Source organism: Achromobacter sp. Root170 (assembly GCF_001428165.1).
Classification (GTDB): Bacteria; Pseudomonadota; Gammaproteobacteria; order Burkholderiales; family Burkholderiaceae_B; genus Achromobacter; species Achromobacter mucicolens.
In genome coordinates, this window is record NZ_LMHN01000001.1 from 1,358,054 (window position 1) to 1,377,660 (window position 19,607).

General features: G+C 66.6%; 17 protein-coding genes. 7 read left to right on the forward strand and 10 right to left on the reverse strand.

What is annotated here, in order from left to right; all coding sequences use genetic code 11:
• Positions 1 to 305 precede the first annotated feature (305 nt).
• Positions 306 to 3,773: an autotransporter outer membrane beta-barrel domain-containing protein gene (locus tag ASD87_RS06215; protein ID WP_156403382.1), complete on the forward strand. Its 3,468-nt coding sequence runs from the start codon at positions 306 to 308 to the stop codon at positions 3,771 to 3,773.
• A 26-nt stretch (positions 3,774 to 3,799) separates the two neighbouring features.
• Here the strand turns inward: ASD87_RS06215 and ASD87_RS06220 are convergent, their stop codons facing one another.
• Complete coding sequence (locus ASD87_RS06220) at positions 3,800 to 4,366, reverse strand: hypothetical protein (protein ID WP_056318534.1); 567 nt, start codon at positions 4,364 to 4,366, stop codon at positions 3,800 to 3,802.
• 300 nt (positions 4,367 to 4,666) lie between these two features.
• Here ASD87_RS06220 and ASD87_RS06230 point away from each other — a divergent pair, with 300 nt between their 5' ends.
• The gene (locus tag ASD87_RS06230; protein ID WP_235512618.1) at positions 4,667 to 5,497 is read left to right on the forward strand and encodes a DUF4189 domain-containing protein; all 831 of its coding nucleotides are present in this window, start codon (positions 4,667 to 4,669) and stop codon (positions 5,495 to 5,497) included.
• A gap of 95 nt (positions 5,498 to 5,592) precedes the next feature.
• Here the strand turns inward: ASD87_RS06230 and ASD87_RS06235 are convergent, their stop codons facing one another.
• The 4 genes from ASD87_RS06235 to ASD87_RS06250 all read right to left on the reverse strand — a co-directional run bounded on the left by ASD87_RS06235 (position 5,593) and on the right by ASD87_RS06250 (position 9,683).
• Complete coding sequence (locus tag ASD87_RS06235; protein ID WP_056318536.1) at positions 5,593 to 6,429, reverse strand: alpha/beta fold hydrolase; 837 nt, start codon at positions 6,427 to 6,429, stop codon at positions 5,593 to 5,595.
• A gap of 142 nt (positions 6,430 to 6,571) precedes the next feature.
• On the reverse strand, positions 6,572 to 6,955 hold the full coding sequence (locus ASD87_RS06240) for a response regulator transcription factor (protein ID WP_056318537.1): 384 nt from the start codon (positions 6,953 to 6,955) through the stop codon (positions 6,572 to 6,574).
• 116 nt (positions 6,956 to 7,071) lie between these two features.
• Positions 7,072 to 7,722 (reverse strand): response regulator transcription factor, encoded by a 651-nt coding sequence (locus tag ASD87_RS06245; protein ID WP_056318538.1) that lies wholly within the window; start codon positions 7,720 to 7,722, stop codon positions 7,072 to 7,074.
• Positions 7,719 to 9,683 carry an ATP-binding protein gene (locus tag ASD87_RS06250; protein ID WP_200952144.1) on the reverse strand — a complete coding sequence of 655 codons (1,965 nt, stop codon included), beginning with the start codon at positions 9,681 to 9,683 and terminating at the stop codon, positions 7,719 to 7,721. Before ASD87_RS06250 ends, ASD87_RS06245 begins: the two co-directional genes overlap by 4 nt.
• Before the next feature lie 225 nt (positions 9,684 to 9,908).
• Between ASD87_RS06250 and ASD87_RS06255 the strand changes: the two genes are divergently transcribed.
• From ASD87_RS06255 to ASD87_RS06270, 4 genes are all read left to right on the forward strand, one after another.
• Entirely contained in the window at positions 9,909 to 10,427 is a 519-nt protein-coding gene (locus tag ASD87_RS06255; RefSeq protein ID WP_056318539.1) for a Dps family protein, read from the forward strand.
• A 64-nt stretch (positions 10,428 to 10,491) separates the two neighbouring features.
• On the forward strand, positions 10,492 to 10,995 hold the full coding sequence (locus tag ASD87_RS06260; protein WP_056318540.1) for a redoxin domain-containing protein: 504 nt from the start codon (positions 10,492 to 10,494) through the stop codon (positions 10,993 to 10,995).
• A complete protein-coding gene (locus ASD87_RS06265) occupies positions 10,992 to 11,531 on the forward strand; it encodes a thioredoxin domain-containing protein (protein ID WP_056318541.1) in 540 nt (179 codons plus the stop codon). Before ASD87_RS06260 ends, ASD87_RS06265 begins: the two co-directional genes overlap by 4 nt.
• 167 nt (positions 11,532 to 11,698) lie before the next feature.
• Positions 11,699 to 13,264, forward strand: a complete 1,566-nt coding sequence (locus tag ASD87_RS06270) for a hypothetical protein (RefSeq protein WP_056318546.1) — start codon at positions 11,699 to 11,701, stop codon at positions 13,262 to 13,264.
• Between the two features lie 20 nt (positions 13,265 to 13,284).
• Here ASD87_RS06270 and ASD87_RS06275 read toward each other — a convergent pair whose 3' ends face one another.
• The 5 genes from ASD87_RS06275 to ASD87_RS06295 all read right to left on the reverse strand — a co-directional run bounded on the left by ASD87_RS06275 (position 13,285) and on the right by ASD87_RS06295 (position 17,710).
• Entirely contained in the window at positions 13,285 to 13,773 is a 489-nt protein-coding gene (locus ASD87_RS06275) for a heme-binding protein (protein WP_056318547.1), read from the reverse strand.
• Positions 13,774 to 13,885: 112 nt separating this feature from the next.
• Positions 13,886 to 14,500: a response regulator transcription factor gene (locus ASD87_RS06280; protein ID WP_056318548.1), complete on the reverse strand. Its 615-nt coding sequence runs from the start codon at positions 14,498 to 14,500 to the stop codon at positions 13,886 to 13,888.
• A complete protein-coding gene (locus ASD87_RS06285) occupies positions 14,497 to 15,936 on the reverse strand; it encodes a sensor histidine kinase (RefSeq protein WP_056318833.1) in 1,440 nt (479 codons plus the stop codon). The genes ASD87_RS06280 and ASD87_RS06285 overlap by 4 nt, the downstream gene beginning before the upstream one ends.
• A gap of 56 nt (positions 15,937 to 15,992) precedes the next feature.
• Positions 15,993 to 17,147, reverse strand: a complete 1,155-nt coding sequence (locus ASD87_RS06290) for an HPP family protein (protein WP_056318549.1) — start codon at positions 17,145 to 17,147, stop codon at positions 15,993 to 15,995.
• Between the two features lie 110 nt (positions 17,148 to 17,257).
• Positions 17,258 to 17,710 (reverse strand): MarR family winged helix-turn-helix transcriptional regulator, encoded by a 453-nt coding sequence (locus tag ASD87_RS06295; protein ID WP_142055105.1) that lies wholly within the window; start codon positions 17,708 to 17,710, stop codon positions 17,258 to 17,260.
• Between the two features lie 83 nt (positions 17,711 to 17,793).
• On the opposite strand from ASD87_RS06295, the gene ASD87_RS06300 reads away from it, so the two are divergent.
• Positions 17,794 to 19,599, forward strand: a complete 1,806-nt coding sequence (locus ASD87_RS06300; RefSeq protein ID WP_056318550.1) for a chloride channel protein — start codon at positions 17,794 to 17,796, stop codon at positions 19,597 to 19,599.
• The last annotated feature ends 8 nt before the right edge of the window (positions 19,600 to 19,607 follow it).

A 19,607-nucleotide genomic window follows, 5' to 3' on the forward strand; every position in this document is an offset into this window, starting at 1 on the left:
TATTGGAAGAGACCCGCGTTATTGCCGAATATTCATTTCGGTTCGCGTCAATCAAGAAAATCGCGGTGCGGGAAATGTGAATTTCTGATTAATCAGACTAAATCCGAGTATTTGTGCTCAATATTTATCTGGAAGAGTTTCCTAGCATTGACCCCTAATGCGAACGTCCTGCGTCGTTTGCGACGGAATGGAATTGGCTGCGCCGCTTCCAATCTACTCGCATGGCGCGTTGACGACGTGGTTTTAACAGCCAATCTATGCAAGGGGGGCAAATGCGCTCAGGGTGCGATTCTGTGGAAAGCGGCGTGTATGCGGTTTCAAAGGCAACCGGTCACGCCAAAGTAAAAAATTCCATATTCACCGATCGCGGAAACTCTGGACCAAGCGTTTTCAAACGCCGCCGCGCAACGTGTTTTATCGCCGGCGTGGCGTTGCTGGCGCCGGTCTCGGCGCTGGCGGACATCATCGGTGATAGCGGGGTGGCCGGCCTGGGCGGCGCGACCGGCATGCGGGGCGGCGATGGCGGCGCGGGGCATACCGCGGTCGTGATCACGGACACCACGCCGTTCGAGAACGCGGAACGCCTGATCGGCGGCGCGGGCGGCGGTGGCGGCGGCGGGGGCGGGGGCGGGGGCCAGGTAAGCGGCAGCGGCGGCGACGGGGGCAATGGCGGCCAGGGCGGGCACGGTGTCGAGCTGGCCTCGGACGGCGCGGTGCTGACCAACCGCGACCTGCTGCAAGGGGGGGCCGGTGGCGGAGGCGGCGGCGGCGGCGGCAGCTCGTACAACCGGGGGTCGGCCGCAGGAGGGCGAGGCGGCGATGGCGTAGGCGGCGCGGGCGGCGGCGGCGGCGGTGGCGGCGATATTCCCTGGAACAACGAACAAGGAGTATCAGTGCCCATGCTGCCAGGCGACGGTGGCAACGGCGGTCAGCCAGGGTTGGATGGGACCGCGGGCAACTATCGGTATGGCGGGGGTGGCGGTGGGGCGGGAGGCAGCATCAATCCCTTTGGTTGCGGAAGCGGCGCCGGCGCCGATAGCGGTTGCGGGGGGGCGGCCGGGGACGGCGGCGGTACAGACCTGGGCGCGGCCGGCGGGCAGCCCGGCGCGTCCAGCAACCTGAATGGCAAAGACGCCGAGCACACGGTGTCGAACCAGACCGGCGCCGGAGGCGGCGGTGGGGGCGCACCCGGCGGCTTGGGAGGCAGAGGCGGCGGCGCTGTGGGCGGACCTAATGGGTCAACCGCTGGCGGCACGTCGTTGGGCGGCTATGGCATACACGTCCTGGGCGCCAACACCGTGATCACAAACGCCGGCCGCATTGTCCCGGGTACAGGGTCGGCGCAATCGCTCGCGATCCTGTATGCCGACACGGCCCACAATTCGGTGCTTCGGTTGCAGGCCGGCAGCGAAATCCAAGGCACGGTGGACGCCACCCGATCCACCAACAACACGCTCGTGCTCGATGGCGAGGCGGGCGTTGACCCGATCACGGGCGCGTCAATGGCCTTCGACGTGTCGAAGCTGGGCGGCGCAGGGGGCGTTGGCGCCACCAACGACGTCTACCAGGGCTTCTCTGCTTTCGAGAAAACCTCCGAAGGCACCTGGCAGTTGGCCAATGCGCCCACGCAGGCACGTACACCCTGGCGCATCAAGGGCGGCACATTGGCCATCGCCAGCGGCGACAGTCTTGGAAGCACGCTCGATGCAGTGACGCTGGACGGTGGAACGCTGCAGCTCCAGGACAATGCGTTCCTCCATCATGACGTGGTCGTCAACAGCACGGGCGCAATTAGCGTCGGCGACGGACAGCAGTCGGTGCTGCATGGCGTGCTGACCGGAGACGGCAGCGGCTTTGCCAAGACGGGCGGCGGATCGCTGGCCATAGCAGGAGACGGCAACTTCCATGGCGTCACGCAGATTGACGCCGGCACGCTGCAACTCGGCGCGGGCGGCACAAGCGGCGCCATCGGAAGCGGCGCTGTCATCAACCACGGCAGGCTGGTGTTCAACCGCACGGATGACGTTGTGATCGGCAACGCGATCGCGGGCACGGGAGACGTGGTGCAAGCGGGCTCGGGCTCGACGACGCTGACGGGTCCGCTGACTTACACCGGCATGACACACCTGTACCAGGGCGAACTGGCCATTGACGGTACGACGCTGGGCTCGATGTCAAGCGTGGCGGGCGTCATGGCAAAGCTCCCGCCGCAACACACGCTGACCTTGCGCAATGCCGAGTTGAACGGGTGGATGCATGTGCCAGGCACATTGAACGTGGATGCCTCCAGTCGCTGGAACGTGCTCACCGGCCCGGACAATCCCGCATACAACCCCGCATACGCGACCACCAGTCACGGGACCGTTCTCAGCTTCGCTGGCGAGATCAACCTTGCCGGCCGCATCAACTTCATGCCGCCCGGCACGGCCAATGGCCCATCTGGTGGCACCGTGCTGGTCGCCAACAATCTGAACGGCCAGGGCGGTATCGTCCAGCTGCATGTGCAGTCGACGGAAACCGGGTTCACCGATCTCATTCAGCTGAACGGCGGCGCCGTCGGAACGACGCATCTGGTTTTGCAAATGGGTGAATCCTCCGTTGGGGACGCGCTGACGGGCGACGGCGTGATGGTGGTAAAGGCAAATGGCCCGACCGACAACGCGTTCGTGCAACGGGAGGAAACGCCAGGGGGAAACCGCAGAGGGGCTTTTCTCTATCGGTTGCAACACGGATCAAGTGTCGTCAATGGCGTACAAGCTTCTCCGCATAATTGGTACGTGCGCACCGAAGCGCGGCCCGAGGTTTCGCTGTATTCCCAACTGGGTAATCAGGCCGCACGTCATGGCGAACTGACCGTCGGCACCTTGACTGACCGGATGGGGTCCACGGAGAGCCTGACCCGCAAGGTTTACCCCTTTGTGTGGGGTCGCGCCCTGGCGGACACTGGGCGCAATCGCGGCAATGGCACCGGGTTGGCCGCGCAGGACATCGCGACGCGCTCCAGCCTGGCGGGCATCCAACTTGGAACCGACGTGTATGTGGGCTTTCAAGGCTTGTCGCGGCGCAGTGCGGGGGTGTTTGCGTCTGCCAGCACCATGAAGACCGACGTGGACCATTATCTGAACGTCAGCAGGGAAACAGTCGATGCGGGGCGTAGCAACCAGTCGGCATACAGCCTGGGTGGCTACTACACGCTGCTGGACGGAAAGGGCGGTTATCTGGATCTGGTCACGCAGGTCAGCCGCTACGACGTCAAGGCGAACTCGGCGGCCGGCGAAGGCCAGTTGAACACCACGGGGTGGGGCGGCTTGATCTCGGCGGAGGCTGGAAAATCATTCGCCGTCGGCGACGAAGCCAGCAACCTCCGGCTGGAGCCCCAGGCGCAGGTCATCTATCAACGGATCAAGTTCTCGGCCAGCCAGGACAACGCAAGCGCGGTGGAGTTTCCCGGCGTGAACAGCTTGACCGGCCGGTTGGGCATGCGTCTGTCCAAGACATGGGATGGCGATTCCGCCAAGGCCAGTACGGCTTGGGCGACGGTCAATCTGCTGACCACCGCAGGCCACTCGTCAAGCCGCTATGCCACGGCCACGCAGGGAGACATCACCTTCAAGAACAAACTTGGCGGGCCGCGAGCGGGTCTGACGCTGGGGTACGACAGCCTGTTGGGCGGCAACACCTTCCTGAATGTTCAAGCGGGCACCGAGCAAGGTATCGGCAGCCGCAAGTCAAGCAGCTACAACCTGAACGCCGGGATCAAGATCATTTTCTAGCGATTCAGGATCATCACGCCCGGCGCTTAGTTCACCACGTAATTTTTGGCCTCGGCCTCGCCGGCCCATTTGCGCAGGGCCGAAATGAATTCCGGGCAGACATTGCCGTCCACGCTGGTGTCGACGATGACGCTGTCTTTCATGCGCATCAGCACCTTGCATTCGTAGACGCGCGTGCGGTTGGCATAGTGGCCCGTGGTGTTGGTCTGGAACACCGGCGTGGGCGCCGCATTTCTGTTGCCGGGGATCATGCCCACGACCTGTTGGCTGCTGCTGTCCACGACCCATTCCGTGTACGGAGCAGACTGGAAGTCGGACCATTCCAGCTCCATGGTATTACCGACCGCACGGACCTTGGAGGGCTCGCCCAGCGCCGCGATCGCGTCGTCGATGGAGCGGCCTTCCATGTTCTTGGCCACGTTCACGCTAGGCGAGAACGACAGCCCGGACTTGAACACCTGGCTGAGCGAGGGCAGGGTGGAGCTTCCGCCTGTCGGCATCGGCGCGCAGCCGGCCAGACCCAGCGCGGCAAAGAGGCCCGTGAACAGGAGAATCGGTCCGCGGTTTCGGTTGGAATGCTGAGGCGACTTCATGTGTGTTGTCCAGGTTCCCGAGCCGACCGGCCTCGATCAGACGAGGGGCGGGCCGCTTGTTTCTGTTCGTGACGGAGCGCCGATGAAGGGGCGCCCGCTGCGCAGGGTGACGCAGGTCGAGGCAACGATCCCCCGCGTCGTGAAGTGCGACATTTTTACCGAAAAAAGGGGCCAGATTTCGTCAGACCATGTGTGAATTTTGTTACCTAATATGCCGCAACGTCGCTGCATACAGGGACAGAACCGGCGCAGGCTGCGCTAAGATCGTCCCCGCCCAATCCACTGGACTTCGTGACGATCATGCTCGCTCGCTTTCAATTCCTGATCCGCGCCGCATTTGCCGCCCTGGCCCTGGTGGCGGGGCTGGCCTCACCGATGGCGCATGCCGAAAAGCTCTATGGCGGCATTGCCACCGACGGCAAGCATTCGCGGATTTACTGGGTATTGCCCGAAACCGGGGGCAAGTCGGCAGAAGCGGCCGCGCTTGCCGAATGCCGCAAGGCGGGCGGCAAGGACTGCAAGGTGCTGAGCTGGTTTTCCGACAGCTGCATGGTGTACGCCCGTAATTCCGTCCAGGATCTGTTTCCGGGCAACAGCGTGTCGCCGGAGATGGCGGCCAAGAAGGCGATGCGCCGCTGCACGGCCGGCAGCCCCGATGGCAAGTGCCGGTTGACCACCATGCCGCTGTGCGTGGGCCCGGGTTACAGCGCCGCCGACATGCGGGCGCCCCTGCGGGCCTCGAAGGCGGAGCTGGAAAGTCTGTCCGCGAAGATGAACCAACGAGAATACTGGGGCGCCATCGCCGAAAACGACACCGGCGGACTGGTGTACTCGGATGGCTATCCCAACGAAAAGGACGCCCTGTCCAAACTGCTGGACTGGGAAGACTGCAAGGACTGCCGCAAGGTGCTGACGTACACGGACAGCTGCGTGGGGATGGCCTGGGCCAAGGGTGCCAAGGGCCGCGGCACCAGCTTCACGGCGCTCAACCCCGATCCGAAGGCCGCCCGCGACGAGTCGCGCGCGACGTGCACGGCCAAGACCGGCAGCCCGGCCTGCGTCGCCATGGTGCGTTGCTCGGGCCGCGCGTATATCGACGGCTATGCCGGCCTGGACGAAAAGCCGAACTAGGCGCCGTGGCCAAGGCTGCTGGCGGCCAGGCAGCCCGAAGCGACAGGCGAAAAAAAAGGAAGGCGGCGCCTTCCTTTTTTGTTTTCACCGGACGATCAGCCCTTGATGAACGCCAGGAGGTCGGCGTTGATCACATCCGCGTGAGTCGTCAGCATGCCGTGCGGAAAGCCGGGATAGACCTTCAGCGTGCCATTCTTGAGCAGCTTGACCGCCAGGCGCGACGAGTCGTCGATGGGCACGATCTGGTCGTCGTCGCCATGCAGTACCAGCGTGGGCACCGTGATGGCCTTCAGGTCTTCGGTCTGGTCGGTCTCGGAGAAGGCCTTGATGCCTTCGTAATGCGCCTTGGCGCCGCCGTTCATGCCTTGGCGCCACCAGTTGTTGATCACGCCCTGCGAGACCTTGGCGCCTTCCCGGTTGAAGCCATAGAACGGGCCGGCGGCCACGTCCAGGAAGAACTGCGCGCGGTTGTCGGCCAGGGCCTTGCGGAAGCCGTCGAATACTTCGATGGGCGTGCCGCCGGGATTGGACTCGGTCTTGACCATGAGCGGGGGGACGGCGCTAACCAGCACGGCCTTGGCGACGCGGCCCTGCGGCTCGCCGTGGCGGGCGACGTAGCGGGCGACTTCGCCGCCGCCGGTGGAGTGCCCGATATGCACGGCGTTGCGCAGGTCCAGATGCTGGGCGACGGCGGCAGCGTCGGCCGCGTAGTGATCCATGTCGTGGCCATCGCTGACCTGGGCCGAGCGGCCGTGGCCGCGGCGGTCGTGCGCAATGACACGAAAGCCCTGGGCGAGGAAGAACAGCATCTGGGCGTCCCAGTCATCGCCGGACAGGGGCCAGCCATGGTGGAACATGATGGGCTGGGCCGTCTTGGGGCCCCAATCCTTGAAGAAGATTTCAACGCCGTCGGGGGTGGTGATCGTGCTCATGTCGGGTTCTCCGGGGTTAGTTGGACCGCAGGGATAGACTAGGGCCTTACGCGCTGCCGGGAAATCCTACGCTGGGCTTGGCGCGTCATACGAAGGTATAGGCGGGGTTTGGCGCCGGATGTGTCCAAACCGCCACCACCGCCTATCGGGCTGGCTGGCAGCCTTGCAATGCGTGCGCCACGCACCGCGCCATCGCTTCGCCGTCAACCGGCTTGTCCAGGTAGGCACACGCGCCCAGCGACAGCAGCCGCTGCTTGGCCGCCTCGGTGGGAAAGGCGGTCATGAAGATCAACGGGAACCGGCGCCCGGCCGCGATGAGCTCGGCCTGGAGCTGATCGCCCGTCATGGGCGACATCTGGACATCGGTGATCATGCAATCCGGCTCTTGGGCGTGCGCGTCGTTCAGGAATTCGGGGCCCGACCCGTAGGCCCGAACCTCGTAACCGAGCGAGCGCAGCAGGCTGGAGAGCGCGATCCTGACCCCATCGTCGTCGTCGACAACCGCGATAGTGGGAATGTGGTTCATATCAGAAAATCCTTCGGGCCGGTCGGGTCACGATACGCATCCGATGTCCGGCATGTTCCGTTATGAACCTTTGCGCCTGCCGCGGAAATCATACAGAGGTTTGTCCCAAGCGCGGGTCAGGGTGCAGAAATGCCCAGCGCCTCGGCGTGGCGGACCAGGTCGGCCAGCGACCGGACCCCCATTTTGCGCATGACGTGGCCACGGTGAATCTTGACCGTGATCTCGCTCAGGCCGATCAGGCCCGCCACCTGTTTGTTCATCAGCCCGGACACCACATGCGCCATCACCTCGCGTTCGCGCGGGGTCAGCGTCTCGTAGCGGGCGCGCAGGCCGTCCATGGCCGCATCGCGCGAACGGCGCTGCGTGTCGCGTTCGATGGCGGCGGAGACGGCGTCCAGCATGTCCTGTTCGCGAAAGGGCTTGGACAGAAAGTCCACCGCGCCCGCCTTCATGGCGCGCACGGTCATGGGGATGTCGCCGTGCCCGGTGATGAACACGATGGGCAGATCGATGCCTTGGCGCACCAGCTGATCCTGGAAATCCAGGCCGCTGATGCCCGGCAGGCGCACGTCCAGGACGATGCAGCCGGGCGCGTCGGGAATCTGGGTCTGCAGCAGTTCGGCGGGCGAGGCGCACAAGGTGGTGCGCAGGCCGATCGAGCGGAACAGGCTGTCGAGCGAGGCGCGGACGCTGGCCTCGTCGTCGACGACGATGACTTGCGACTGCGGGGCGGCGCTTGCGGCGCCGCTGGCGGTGCGGGTGTTCATGCGGAAGGTTCCCCCTGGGTGGCGGCGAGTGTCAGCGTGAATGCGGCGCCCGCGCCGGGCGTGTTGTCGACGGTAAGGCTGCCGCCATGGGCCTGCGCCGTGGTGCGGCAGATGGGCAGGCCCATGCCCATGCCTTGCGGTTTGGTGGTGAAAAATGGATCGAACAGGCGTTCCAGGTCGCCGGGCGCGATGCCGGGGCCGGTGTCGCGCACCGTGACCGCGACGCGCCCGTCCTCGTGGCGGCGCGCGCCGACGGATAGTTGGCGGGCCTGAAACTGGCCGGCCATGGCCTGGCTGGCGTTGACCATCAGATTGACCAGCACCTGCTGCAGTTGGATCCGGTCGCCCAGGACGGGCGGCAGGCCCGGTTCGATGTCGACATTCAGCGCCACGCGCTCGCGGCTGAGCTCGTGCGCCACCAGGCGCGTGGCTTCCTCGATGACGGCGCCGATGTCCAGCGCGGCCTGCTGCACCGGCGCCTTGCTGAGGAACGCGCGGATGCGCTTGACGATTTCGCTGGCGCGCCGGCCTTCGGAGATGATGCGCTCCATCGCCAGCTCGACCTCATGCAAGTCGGGCTGCGGACGGCGTAGCCAGCGCATGCCCGCGTCGCCGCTGGTGACGACCGCCATCAGCGGCTGGTTGACCTCGTGCGCGATGGATGCGGTGAGCTCGCCCAGGGTGGCAACGCGCGCGGCGTGCGCGAGTTCGGTCTGCGCCAACAGCAGCGCGTCCTGCGCCTGCCGGCGTTCCGTGATGTCCACCACAAAAACCAGCACGGCGCCGTTCACGTCGTCGGCGGGCGGAAACGTGATGGTGAACAGCACCGGCACGCGCGCCCCGTCCGCATGCACGACTTCGGTTTCGCCTTCGTGAAAGGCGTCGCCCTGGGCAAACGCCGTCAGCGACCGCGCGAACATGCGGTCGTCCTCGCAGAGAATGTCGTCGACCGAGTACGGTCCGGGCTCATTGGCCGGGCGGCCCACCATCGCCAGGAAGGCGGGATTCATGTCGTCCACCTTGGTCAGCTTGCGGACCTGGCCGATGAATTCGGGATGGCGCGCCAGATGGGCGGTGAGGGCGGGTCCGTCCATGAGGCCCAAGGCGGTCAGTTCGGCGCGTACGGCGCGCCAGTCTTCCTGGATGACGCCAATGCGGCTGGCGTCGAACATGCGGCGGTAGCGCCGTTCGCTGCTGACCAGCGCGGTGTAGGCGGCCTTGCGGTCGGTGACGTCGCGGTGCGTTTCCATGACGCCCGTGATGCGCCCATGATGATCGCGCTGAAGGACCCAGCGGCTTTCCAGCACCAGCGTGGCGCCAGCCTGCGTCTTCTGTTCAAGCGTGCCGTCCCAGCTGCCGGTGGCAAGCAGTTCGGCCTCGATGGCTTCGCGCCGGTCCGGATAACGCGTCTGCAGCAGCGCATCGGCGACGCGGCCCAGGGCCATGCTGGCGGGCCAGCCGTAGGTGTCTTCGGCGGTGCGGTTCCAGAAGGTGATCACACCCTGGTGATCGCGCACGAAGATCATGTCGTGCGACAGGTTGAGCAGCCGCGCCTGCGAGGCAAGCCTGCGGGTGGCGCTTTGGTTCTGCAGCGCCAGCAGCGCGGTGATGCCGATGGCGGCCAGGCTGACCAGCGCGCGGGCGGTGGGCGAGCCCACGTGGTTCAGGCCGTGGGAATTCAGATAGGCCGCGATGGTGAGCAGGATGCCGCCCGCGCCCGCCACGATGATGTCCAGGCGCCGCGAGGTGCGCGCGGCAAGCAGCACGACCACCACATAAAGCACGGCCACGGCGCCGTCAAAGTCGGTGAAGGTATCCACCAGCGCAATGGCCAGCGCCAGCAGCAGGGCGGCGGCACGGAACAGGAACTGCATGCGGCGCATGCCCGTGGTCTGCGGCGCGCCGGGACGCACCGGTTGCGGCGGCTGGCCTGACGCGCTGCCGAGTGTCGACGTGAGCAAGATCAACCTCTGGGTAGGGGCGCGCGGGTCGGGCGGAAATCCAGGGGCGCGCAATGAGACCCGCACATTATCAGCCATCTTTGAAAGAAAACACCCGTATTTCCTGGGTAAACCTTCGTATGACTGGAGAAAACGATGAGCCGATTTTGCCGGCGCGTCGCCGTGGCTATTCTGGTTTCCATCGGGAATCGATACCCGATTCGTGAAGCCAACCCGGAGAATTCCATGAACGATCTTTCGCTTCAAACCCGCATCACCGCTCCCCTGCGCACGCCCACCGATCTGGGCGCCGAGGCCAGGGTCGACATCGCCGCCGCCCTGACGGGCCTGCTGGCAGACATGTTCGCGTTGTACCTGAAGACAAAGAACTTTCACTGGCATATGTCGGGCCCGCACTTTCGCGACTATCACCTGATGCTCGACGAGCAGGGCGACGAGATCTACGCCACGACGGACGTCATTGCCGAACGCGCCCGCAAGGTGGGCGGCACCACGCTGCGTTCGATCGGCCACATTCAGCGCCTGCAGCGCCTTGCCGACAACGACGCCGACTACGTAACCCCCGAGGACATGCTGGCTGAACTGGCCGACGACAACCGCCGACTGACGGGCTTTCTGCGCGCGACGCACGCCGTTTGCGAGGCCCACAATGACGTCGCCTCGACCAGCCTGATCGAGAACTGGATCGACGAGGCCGAGCGCCGCACGTGGTTCCTGTACGAGTCGACGCGCGCTCAACGCTGATCCCCAGCCGGTCCGCTGCCGTCCAGACCCTTGCGCCGCGCGCGGCGCGTCCAGGAGACGTTCCATGTCACACGACTACCCCGCGGCCGCCTTGCCAGCCGGCACGGCCGCCCCGTCCTTCGCCTTGCCGGCCACGCCGGACCAGACGGTTGCGCTGGAAGAACTGCGCGGCCGGCCGCTGATCCTGGCGTTCTACCCCGCGGACTGGAGCCCGGTCTGCGGCGACCAGATGGCGCTTTACAACCAGATCCTTCCCGAATTCCACAAGGCGGGCGCGCAGCTCGTCGGCATCTCGGTGGACGGCGTCTGGTGCCACGCTGCGTTCGCGGCCGATCGCAAGCTGCATTTCCCCCTGCTGGCCGATTTCGAACCGAAGGGCGAGGTTGCCCGGCGCTACGGGGTCTACCGCGAACCGGAGGGCATCGCCGAGCGCGCGCTCTTTGTGATCGATGCAGAGGGCGTCATCCGTTGGAGCTACGTGTCGCCGCTGGGCATCAACCCGGGCGCCGACGGGATCCTGGACGCGCTCGACAAACTCGCCCCCGCCTTGCAAGGAGTGCAATCATGAGCCGCTTGTTCATTCCCGTGAATGCGCAGGACCACATCCAGGGGCCTGAAAGCGCGCCCGTGACGCTGGTGGAGTATGGCGATTACGAATGTCGGTATTGCGGCGAAGCCTATCCGGTCTTGAAGGCCGTGCAGCGCGCGCTGGGGGACCAGATGCGCTTCGTGTTCCGCAATTTCCCGATTTCGGAATTGCATCCGGACGCCGTCGCGGCCGCTGAGTTTGCCGAGGCGGCCGCGCAGGCGGGCAAGTTCTGGCAGGCGCACGACCTGCTGTACGAGCGCCAGAATGCCCTGACGCAAAACGACCTGTTCGCCTACGGTGAGGAAATAGGCCTGTCGGCCCAGGTGCTTTACCGCGCCTTCGGCGGCGCGTTCGATTCCAAGATCGAGGTGGACTTCAGCGGCGGCGTGCGCAGCGGCGTGAACGGCACGCCGACCCTGTTCATCAACGGCGTGCGCTATGACGGGGCAAGGGATGCCGGCACGCTGGTCGCCGCGCTCACCGCGGCGGCACGAGAGGCTGCGGTCCACGCGTGAGTGAGGCGAGGCCCCGCATCTGGCGGTCTCGTTGCCCGCCCGGGGCTGCCCGCCCGGGGCTGCCCGCCCGGGGCTTAAGTCTGGCGTTTCCGTGCCGTTACATTTCTCAAGGAAACCCCGGCCGGGCGGGCGAACATGCCGCGCGGCCGCCAAGAGGAAGACACGCCATGACATCCGTTGCCTCCGTAGGCGCCGTGACCACGATCGGCCTTACGCCGCCTGCCACGGGCGTGACCCGCGCGGGCGATCCGCCCGAGATCGCCGCGGCGCCCGCCTCCACGACGGTGACGCTGGGGCAGGGCACGGCCCCCGCGCTGACCTACACGCCGCAGCCCGCTGCGACGGGCGTCGTCTGGGAGCACGAGGCGGCGGACAAGGTGTCCGCCGTCATGGCCGAAACACTCTCGGCCCGCACGCTGGCTGGCCGGCTTGAGGGCGTGGCCTCCGCGCTGCTGGAGCGGTTCACGACCGATGGCGGCAATTACCTGCAATCGGCGCGGATGCTGCCGGGCGCCGGACAGGTAGGCGCCCTGGGCGCCGTGCAGACCGGTTCGGCCGGCCAACCCGAAGACGCGTACACGCTGCGCATCACCACCGCCAGCGGCGTGAAGGTGGAGGTGGGACTGCGCAACAGTGCGGATGGTCTGGAAGTGCAGATCGACGTGGCCGAGGGCGAGCTTTCGGAAACCGAGCGCAAGGCGATTGCGGGTCTGTCCAAGGCGTTCCAGGATGCAGTGGATGGCCTGGCGTCGGTGCCGCCGCGCATGGCGTGGTCCGGCCTGGCCAAGTTCGACACCGCCGTGCTGTCGTCGGTCTCGCTGCAAGCCACGACCACGGCCAATGGCGTCATCTCGCAATCCATCGAGTTTTCCGCGGACAGCAAGCAGCGCTCGGTGGCGATCAAGAGCGCCGAAGGCGTGGTGAAGGTCGACGTCGACGTGAGCAAGTCCGCGCTCTTTGGCAACGCCCAGCAGCGCGACGCGGCCGTCAGCGACTACCTGCAGCAGTTCGACGCCGCGCGCACGCGTGGCCGGGGCAACGAGGCAATGATGTCGCTGTTCAAGGACGCCTTCGCCGAACTGCACCAGAGCTACGAAGCGGGCGCGGCGCCGTCCAGCCAAGCGCCGCGCATCGCTGCGGCCGGCTACACGTACCGCAGCCTGCTGTCGGGCGTGGCGGACTTCTCGGCCTCGATCTCGCAGAATGGCGACGCGAGCAATCCGTACAAGACCAGCGAAGTCGACCAATTCACGTATCAGGTCTCGCAAAGCAGCAGCGTGAGCGGCCGGCCGCTGTTCGATCTGGGCGTCAGCCAGGAGCAGCGCGCCAATCTGTCCGCCAGTTATCACACCGCGCTGGCGCCGCAGCAGACGCTGGATCTGACGCGCGACAAGGATTCGCAGAACTATCGTTTCTTCCAGATCCGGGACGAGGTCAGGAGCCAGACCAGCATCCGCTACGAAGCGGGCATGCTGGCCGAGGCGAACCTGACGCACACGCGCAATCTGTCGACCCGCATGCAGGCCTACGTTAAGGGCGAGCTGATCGAAGACACCCTGACGCCGGTGCTTGAGACCACCACGCGCGACCTGATGTCGCTGGTGCGCGCCGCGGAGCTGGAGCCGTCCGAAAGCGAGCGGCTGCAACGCCGCGATCCGGCCGCCGCGGACGCGTTGCTGCTGAGCAAGCACCTGGCGCTGGCGCGTGCCGTGGCCAGGGACCGGCAACCTTAATCCAGGGCGCAGCCGCGCGCTTACTTGAACAGCGCGGCGTTTTCTTCCAGCACGGCATCCGCGCATTGCGCGTCCAGATTGCCGCCCGGCGCCCCGGCCACGCCAATGGCGCCGATCACGCTGTTGCCGGCCTTGATCGGCACGCCGCCGCCCAGCAGCAGAAAGCCCGGAATGTCGGTCAGGTTGGCGGCGCCGGGATTCTTCTGCGCGTTTTCCATCATGGTGAGCGTGGGTGTCTTGGCCGAGACGGCCGTGAAGGCCTTGGCGCGGCTGGCTTCGATGGTGTGCGGGCCAGCGTTGTCGGCACGCGCGAACGCCTTGAGCAGGCCGGCGCGGTCCACGACGGCGGCGCTGACATTGTAGCCCTTGGCCTGGCAGGCGGCGACAGTGGCCGTCGCCAGCTTCTGTGCGTCGGCCATCGACAGGTTGCTCTCGCTCAGCACGGCGGCATGGGCGGCGCCGGCAAAAGCCAGCGTGGAAATCAGGGCGGCAAGCGAAAGCTTCTTCATGGTCTGCATCCTTTGTGAGGTGTTGCGGTAGGAGCAGACAGTGTGGCCAAAAGGCCGAAAACCCGGTATACGCCCGACTACGCGCGCGCCTCCGTAGCGCTACGGAGGCGCATCAGTCGAGCAGGGTCGCGTACTGGCGGATCAGCTGCGCGAGCGATTCGGCTTCCAGCTTCGCAAAGACGTTGGCGCGGTAGGTTTCGACCGTGCGCGGCGACAGGTCGAACTCGCGCGCGATTTCCTTGTTGCTCATGCCGCGCACGATGCGCGCCAGCACCTCGTGTTCGCGCGCGGACAACCGCGCCAGGCGGTCCGCCGCCGCCTGCGTGACGGCCAGGCGTTCACGGCTGGCGATGTGCGTGCGCACGGCCGCCTGCACCGCATCCAGAAAGACATCGTCGTCGACCGGCTTCTGCAGGAACTCCATGGCGCCGCCCTTGAATGCACGGCGGCACAGGTCCACATTGCCGTGCCCGGTCAGCATGACGACGGGCAGGTCGGACCGGTCGGCAAGCTGGGCAAGCACGTCCAGGCCGCTGATGCCGGGCATGCGGATGTCCAGCACAACGCAACCGATCACGGGCTGCGCCAGGGCATCCAGAAACGCCATCGGGTCGGCGTAGCCCGCGCTGCGCAAGCCGACGCTGCGCAGCAGCAGTCCAAGGCCATCGCGAACCGCATCGTCGTCATCCACCAGGTACACGAGCGGGGAATGGTCGTTGGGATTCATGCGGCGGCTCCGGCCTGTGGCAGGCTGACGGTGAAGCAGGCGCCCGCGGGACTGAGGTTGCGCGCGGCGATGCGGCCGTCCATGGACCCGGCCAAGGTATCGCACAGGGCAAGACCCAGGCCCATGCCCTGGTCGCGGGTGGTGTAGAACGGCGTGAACAGGCGCGGAATCGCGTCCGCGGCGATGCCGGGGCCCGTGTCGCTGACGCTGAACTGGTAATGGCCGTCCACCACGCGGCCTTCAAGAGCGATCTTGCGCGCGCCGGTGGCGCCATCCAGCGCGTCCGCCGCGTTCTGCACCAGGTTGTGCAGGATCTGTTCGAGGGCCACGCGGTCACCCAGCGGGCGCGCGCCGGGGCTGGCGTTGGTCCAGGTCAGCCGGATGCCTTGTCTAGCCAGCTCCGGTTCGCGCAGGAAGCGCAGCGACGCGATCATCGCATCCGGATCGATGGCTTCGCGCCGGGCGGGGGAACTGGGCTGCACCAGCGCGCGCATGCGGCTGATGATGTCGGCGGCGCGCTTGGCTTGTTCGGCGCTGGCCAGCAGCGCATGGCGCACGGCGGGGCGCTCGTCTTCGTCATCGAGCAGGCGCTGGGCGGCTCGGGTTTGCGCCAGGATGGCGGTCAGCGGCTGATTGAGTTCATGGGCGATGCCGGCGGCCATTTCACCCAGCGTGCTCAGGCGCGCCATCGCCGAAAGCCGCACCTGCTCCTGCTGCCGGCGCGCTTCGGCGCGCGAGCGTTGCCACGCGGCTGCGCCGGCCACCAGCAGGCCGCTGGCCGCGGCCCACCCAAGCCAGACGGCCCAGGGCCAGGATGCGGGCGTCAGCGCGCGCGTGCTGCGCATCTGGAAGGGCTGGCTGGCCGCGCCCAGCGGCTTTTGCAGCGCCAGCGTCCAGCCGGCTAGCGACGCGTCGGGTTGCTTGTCCAGAAGGGAGAGCGGCTTGCGATCCACCGTGAGGGTCAGATTGACCAGGCCCGGGGGAAAGTCAGCGGCCGGCACGAGGTGGCGCGCGTCGATCAGCAGGCTCCATCCCGATGGGGACACCAGCCAGTAGCGCGCGTCGTCCACGGCGATGGTGACGGGCCGGTCCAGTTGGCGCGCGCGTTGCACCGCGGCGGTCAGGCCGGCGGGCTCGGGCAGGCTGCCCGACCACACGCCGCCCGGCAGATAGCCCAGGCCCAGAAGCTGGGGCATGGCGGGCTGCAGGCTGGGAAAAAGGCGCTCGGGAGCGGGCGGATGCGACAGCGCGGCGAGCGTGGCGAGGACGGCTTCGTGCTGCACCGTCTTCTGGCTCAGCATGCGCTGGGCGATGCTGGTGCTTTGGAAGAAGCGCTCGTACTGATCCGCGTACTCCTGGCGCGCGATCCAGATTGCGCCCAGACAGAAGAGGACCAGCCAGCAGAGAAAGGCGCGCGCGCGGGATAGGGGATTCACGCCGGCCATTATGCCTTGCGGCAAACCCGCGCCGGAATCCGTAGGGCTACGGAGGCTCAGGCAGCCAGCTTATGCGTGCCGGCGGGCTGGGAGTTGGCCGAAACGGCCATCTGATACAGCGCGGCCACCAGGTCGGACTGCGTCACCAGCCCCTGCAGATGACGGCCCTCGTCCAATACGGGCACGCAATGCAGGCTGTCCGACATCGGACGCGCCAGCTCGATCACGGGCAGGCCCGGCGTGGCGAAAGGCACTTCGCTGCGCATGCAGTCGGCCACCAGCAGATCTGGGGCGAAGGCGGCATCCGTGGCGACGGGCGCAGGGCGGCTCTTGCGCGCCAGCACATCGCCCTGGGCAATCATGCCCGCGTAGCGGCCCGCTGAATCCAGCACCGGGAGCGCCTGCAAACGGTGCTTGTCAAAGAGCCGCACCGCGTAGTCCATCGGGTCCTTTTCCAAGACGGTCACCACGTCGCGCGACATGATGTCGGCGCATCGCACGTCGCCAAAGCGGCGCACGCTGGCGCGCAGTTCGGCGGCGAGCACGATGTCTTCCAGATCTTCCTTGCTGATGTCCAGCAGCTCGCCGCGCTGGCTCAGCGCTTCGTCAAGATCGGCGCGCGAAAAGCCCAGCCGCGCGCTGGGGATGGGGTCGCGCGTGTGGTGACCGGCGGCCGGTTCGGCGTGGCGGCGGGGGTAGTTGCGTTTGAGCGCGCCGTTGAAGACCACGGCGATGGCAAGAAGAATGACCGAATTCAGCGCCACGGGCCACAGCGCGAAACCGTAGCCGAGCTTGGCGACGGCCGGTCCTCCCAGCACGGCGGTCAGCGCGACGGCGCCGCTGGGCGGATGCAGGCAGCGCAGGGAAAACATGGCCCCGATGGCCAGCGCCACGGCGACGGCGGCGGCAACGCCGGGCAGGGGAATGAATTGCGCGCAGAACACCCCGATCAGGGCCGACACGAGGTTGCCGGCCATCAACGACCAGGGCTGGGCGAGCGGACTGGCAGGCGCGGCGAACAGCAGCACCGCCGATGCGCCCATCGGCGCGATGAACCACGGATTGTCCGCGCCCAGCGCATGACGTCCCACCCACTCGGTGCAGAACAGGCCGATCAGGGCGCCGACCGCGCCGTACAGTTTTTCGCGTCCGTTGACGCCCACGGGCGCTGGTGCGAACGAGCCCAGCCAGCGCTTGATTGCAACACCCAAGACAATCTCTCCTCGCGACGCATTGATATGTCGCGGGGCGACAATTTATCACGAGGCGCATTACCTGACGGCATGAGCTTATGCCAAACAGGTGTAAAGGAGAGGGGGGATCAGTCCTTGCCGTTGTCGGCCCCCATGCGCGCTAGCAATCGCGTCAGAAGCGGACGCATGGCGTGCAGTTCTTCAAGATGCGAGGCGGAGAGGTTTTCCAGCATGCGCTCGCCCTTGGCGGTCAGCACGACCTCGACGCGGCGTCCGTCTTCGGGGTCGGCTTCGCGGCTGACCAGGTCCAGCCGCGCCAGACGGCCCACCAGCTCGGCCGCCGTGTGCGGGCGGATCAGCAAGCGGTCGGCGATTTCGCCAACGTAGAGGCCCCGGCGTCCGGGAGCGCCTTTGCGCGTGCCCTTGATGGCCAGCAACGCCTGATGCTGCTGCGGCATCAGGTCCAGGCCCGCGGCCGCGCTTTCACTGAAGGCCGCGAATTTTCGCAACGCATAGCGAAAGTCCGCGAGCAGTTCGTAGTCTGCGGGAGACAGGCGAGAGGGTGTCTTGGAGGCGTTCACCGCGCGATTCTAATACATGTCGTGCTACGATATATATGACTTTTCTCAAACTCCGTGCGAATACTTCCCAAGTTGCTTTGACCATGCCTCCCATTTCCTCTTCCGCCCGGCCCGGACTTCGGCTCGGCGACTTCACCACGGACCGGCGCGTCGTTCTGCTGATGGGCCTTGCCATTCCCGTCGGCCTGGCCAGCGTCGCGGCCGCCTGGATCCTGTTGCGCCTGATCGCACTTTGCACGAACCTGGCCTATCACGGCCTGTTTTCCTTTGCCGACCTGCCCATCACCACCGGCCGTCTCGGGTGGGGATCGGTGGCCATCCCGGTGATCGGCTGCCTCATCATCGGCCTCATGGCGCGCTACGGCTCAGAAAAGATCCGCGGCCACGGCATCCCCGAAGCCATGGAAGCCATCCTGATCGGCAAGAGCCGCATCCAGCCGAAGGTGGCGGTACTAAAGCCCGTGTCGTCGGCGGTGTCCATCGGCACGGGCGGCCCGTTCGGCGCCGAAGGGCCCATCATCATGACGGGCGGCGCGATCGGGTCGCTGCTGGCGCAGACCATCCATCTGGACGACGGCGAACGCAAGACGCTCCTGGTCGCCGGCGCGGCGGCCGGCATGACGGCCATCTTTGGAACGCCCCTGGCCGCGGTGTTGCTGGCGGTTGAACTGCTGCTCTTCGAATGGAAGCCGCGCAGTTTCCTGCCCGTGGCCGTGGCCGCGCTGGTGGCGGCTGCAACGCGCGCCTTCGTCATGGAGCCCGGCCCGATCTTTGCGTATGCCGGCACGTTTGCCTTCACGCCGTGGCATCTGGTGGCGTGCGCCGCGGTCGGCGTGCTGGCGGGACTTGGGTCCGGCGTGCTCACGTCGCTGGTGTATGCGGCCGAAGACCTGTTCGAGAAACTGCCCATCCACTGGATGTGGTGGCCGGCCATCGGCGGACTGGCCATCGGCATCGGCGGCCTGATCGAGCCCGCCGCGCTGGGCGTGGGGTACGACAACATCCGCCACATGCTGGCGGGCGATCTGGCGTTCCAGGCGGTGCTGGTGCTGCTGGTGGTCAAGGTTGCGATCTGGTCGATTGCGCTGGGGTCGGGCACGTCCGGCGGCGTGCTGGCCCCGCTGCTGATCTTTGGCGGCGCGCTGGGCGCGCTGGCGTCGCCCGCGCTGCCGCAGGCCGACCCGGGGTTCTGGGCCCTGGTGGGCATGGCGGCGATGATGGGCGGCACCATGCGCGCGCCGCTGACGGCAACGCTTTTTGCCGTGGAGCTGACCGGCAACCTGCAGGCGCTCTTGCCGGTGCTGTCGGCGTGCGTGTTTGCCTATGGCGTGACCGTGCTGCTGCTCAAGCGGTCGATCCTGACCGAGAAGATCGCACGCCGCGGCCACCATATCAGCCGCGAATATCGCGTGGATCCCTTTGACCTCTTGCGTGTAGCCGACGTGATGACAAGCCCGGTGCAGACGCTGCCCGACACGATGACGGTGGCGCAGGCCGTGACGCATTTCACCACCGCGCAGCCCGTCCACACGAGCTATCCGGTGGTGGACGCGCAAGGTGTCGTGGTGGGCGAGGTGACGCGCGCCGACACGCTGGCGTGGGCATTGCAAGGCGAGCCGGACGACCGGACGCTGGCGCAGGCGCTGGACGGGCGCGAACTGGTGTTCGGCCATCCCGATGAACTGGCCAGCCAGATCGCCGACCGCATGGCGTTGTCCGGGGCGGGGCGCGTTCCGATCATCGACCGCGATTCCGGCCGGTTGCTGGGCATCGTGGGCCGTAAGGACCTGTTCCGCTCGCGCGCGCGCCGGTTGCGCGAGGAAAGCCAGCGGGCGGCGTTTTTCCGCCGGGCGGCGTCTGCGCCGGGCGCGCTGCGCAAGACGGGCTGAGGCGGTTC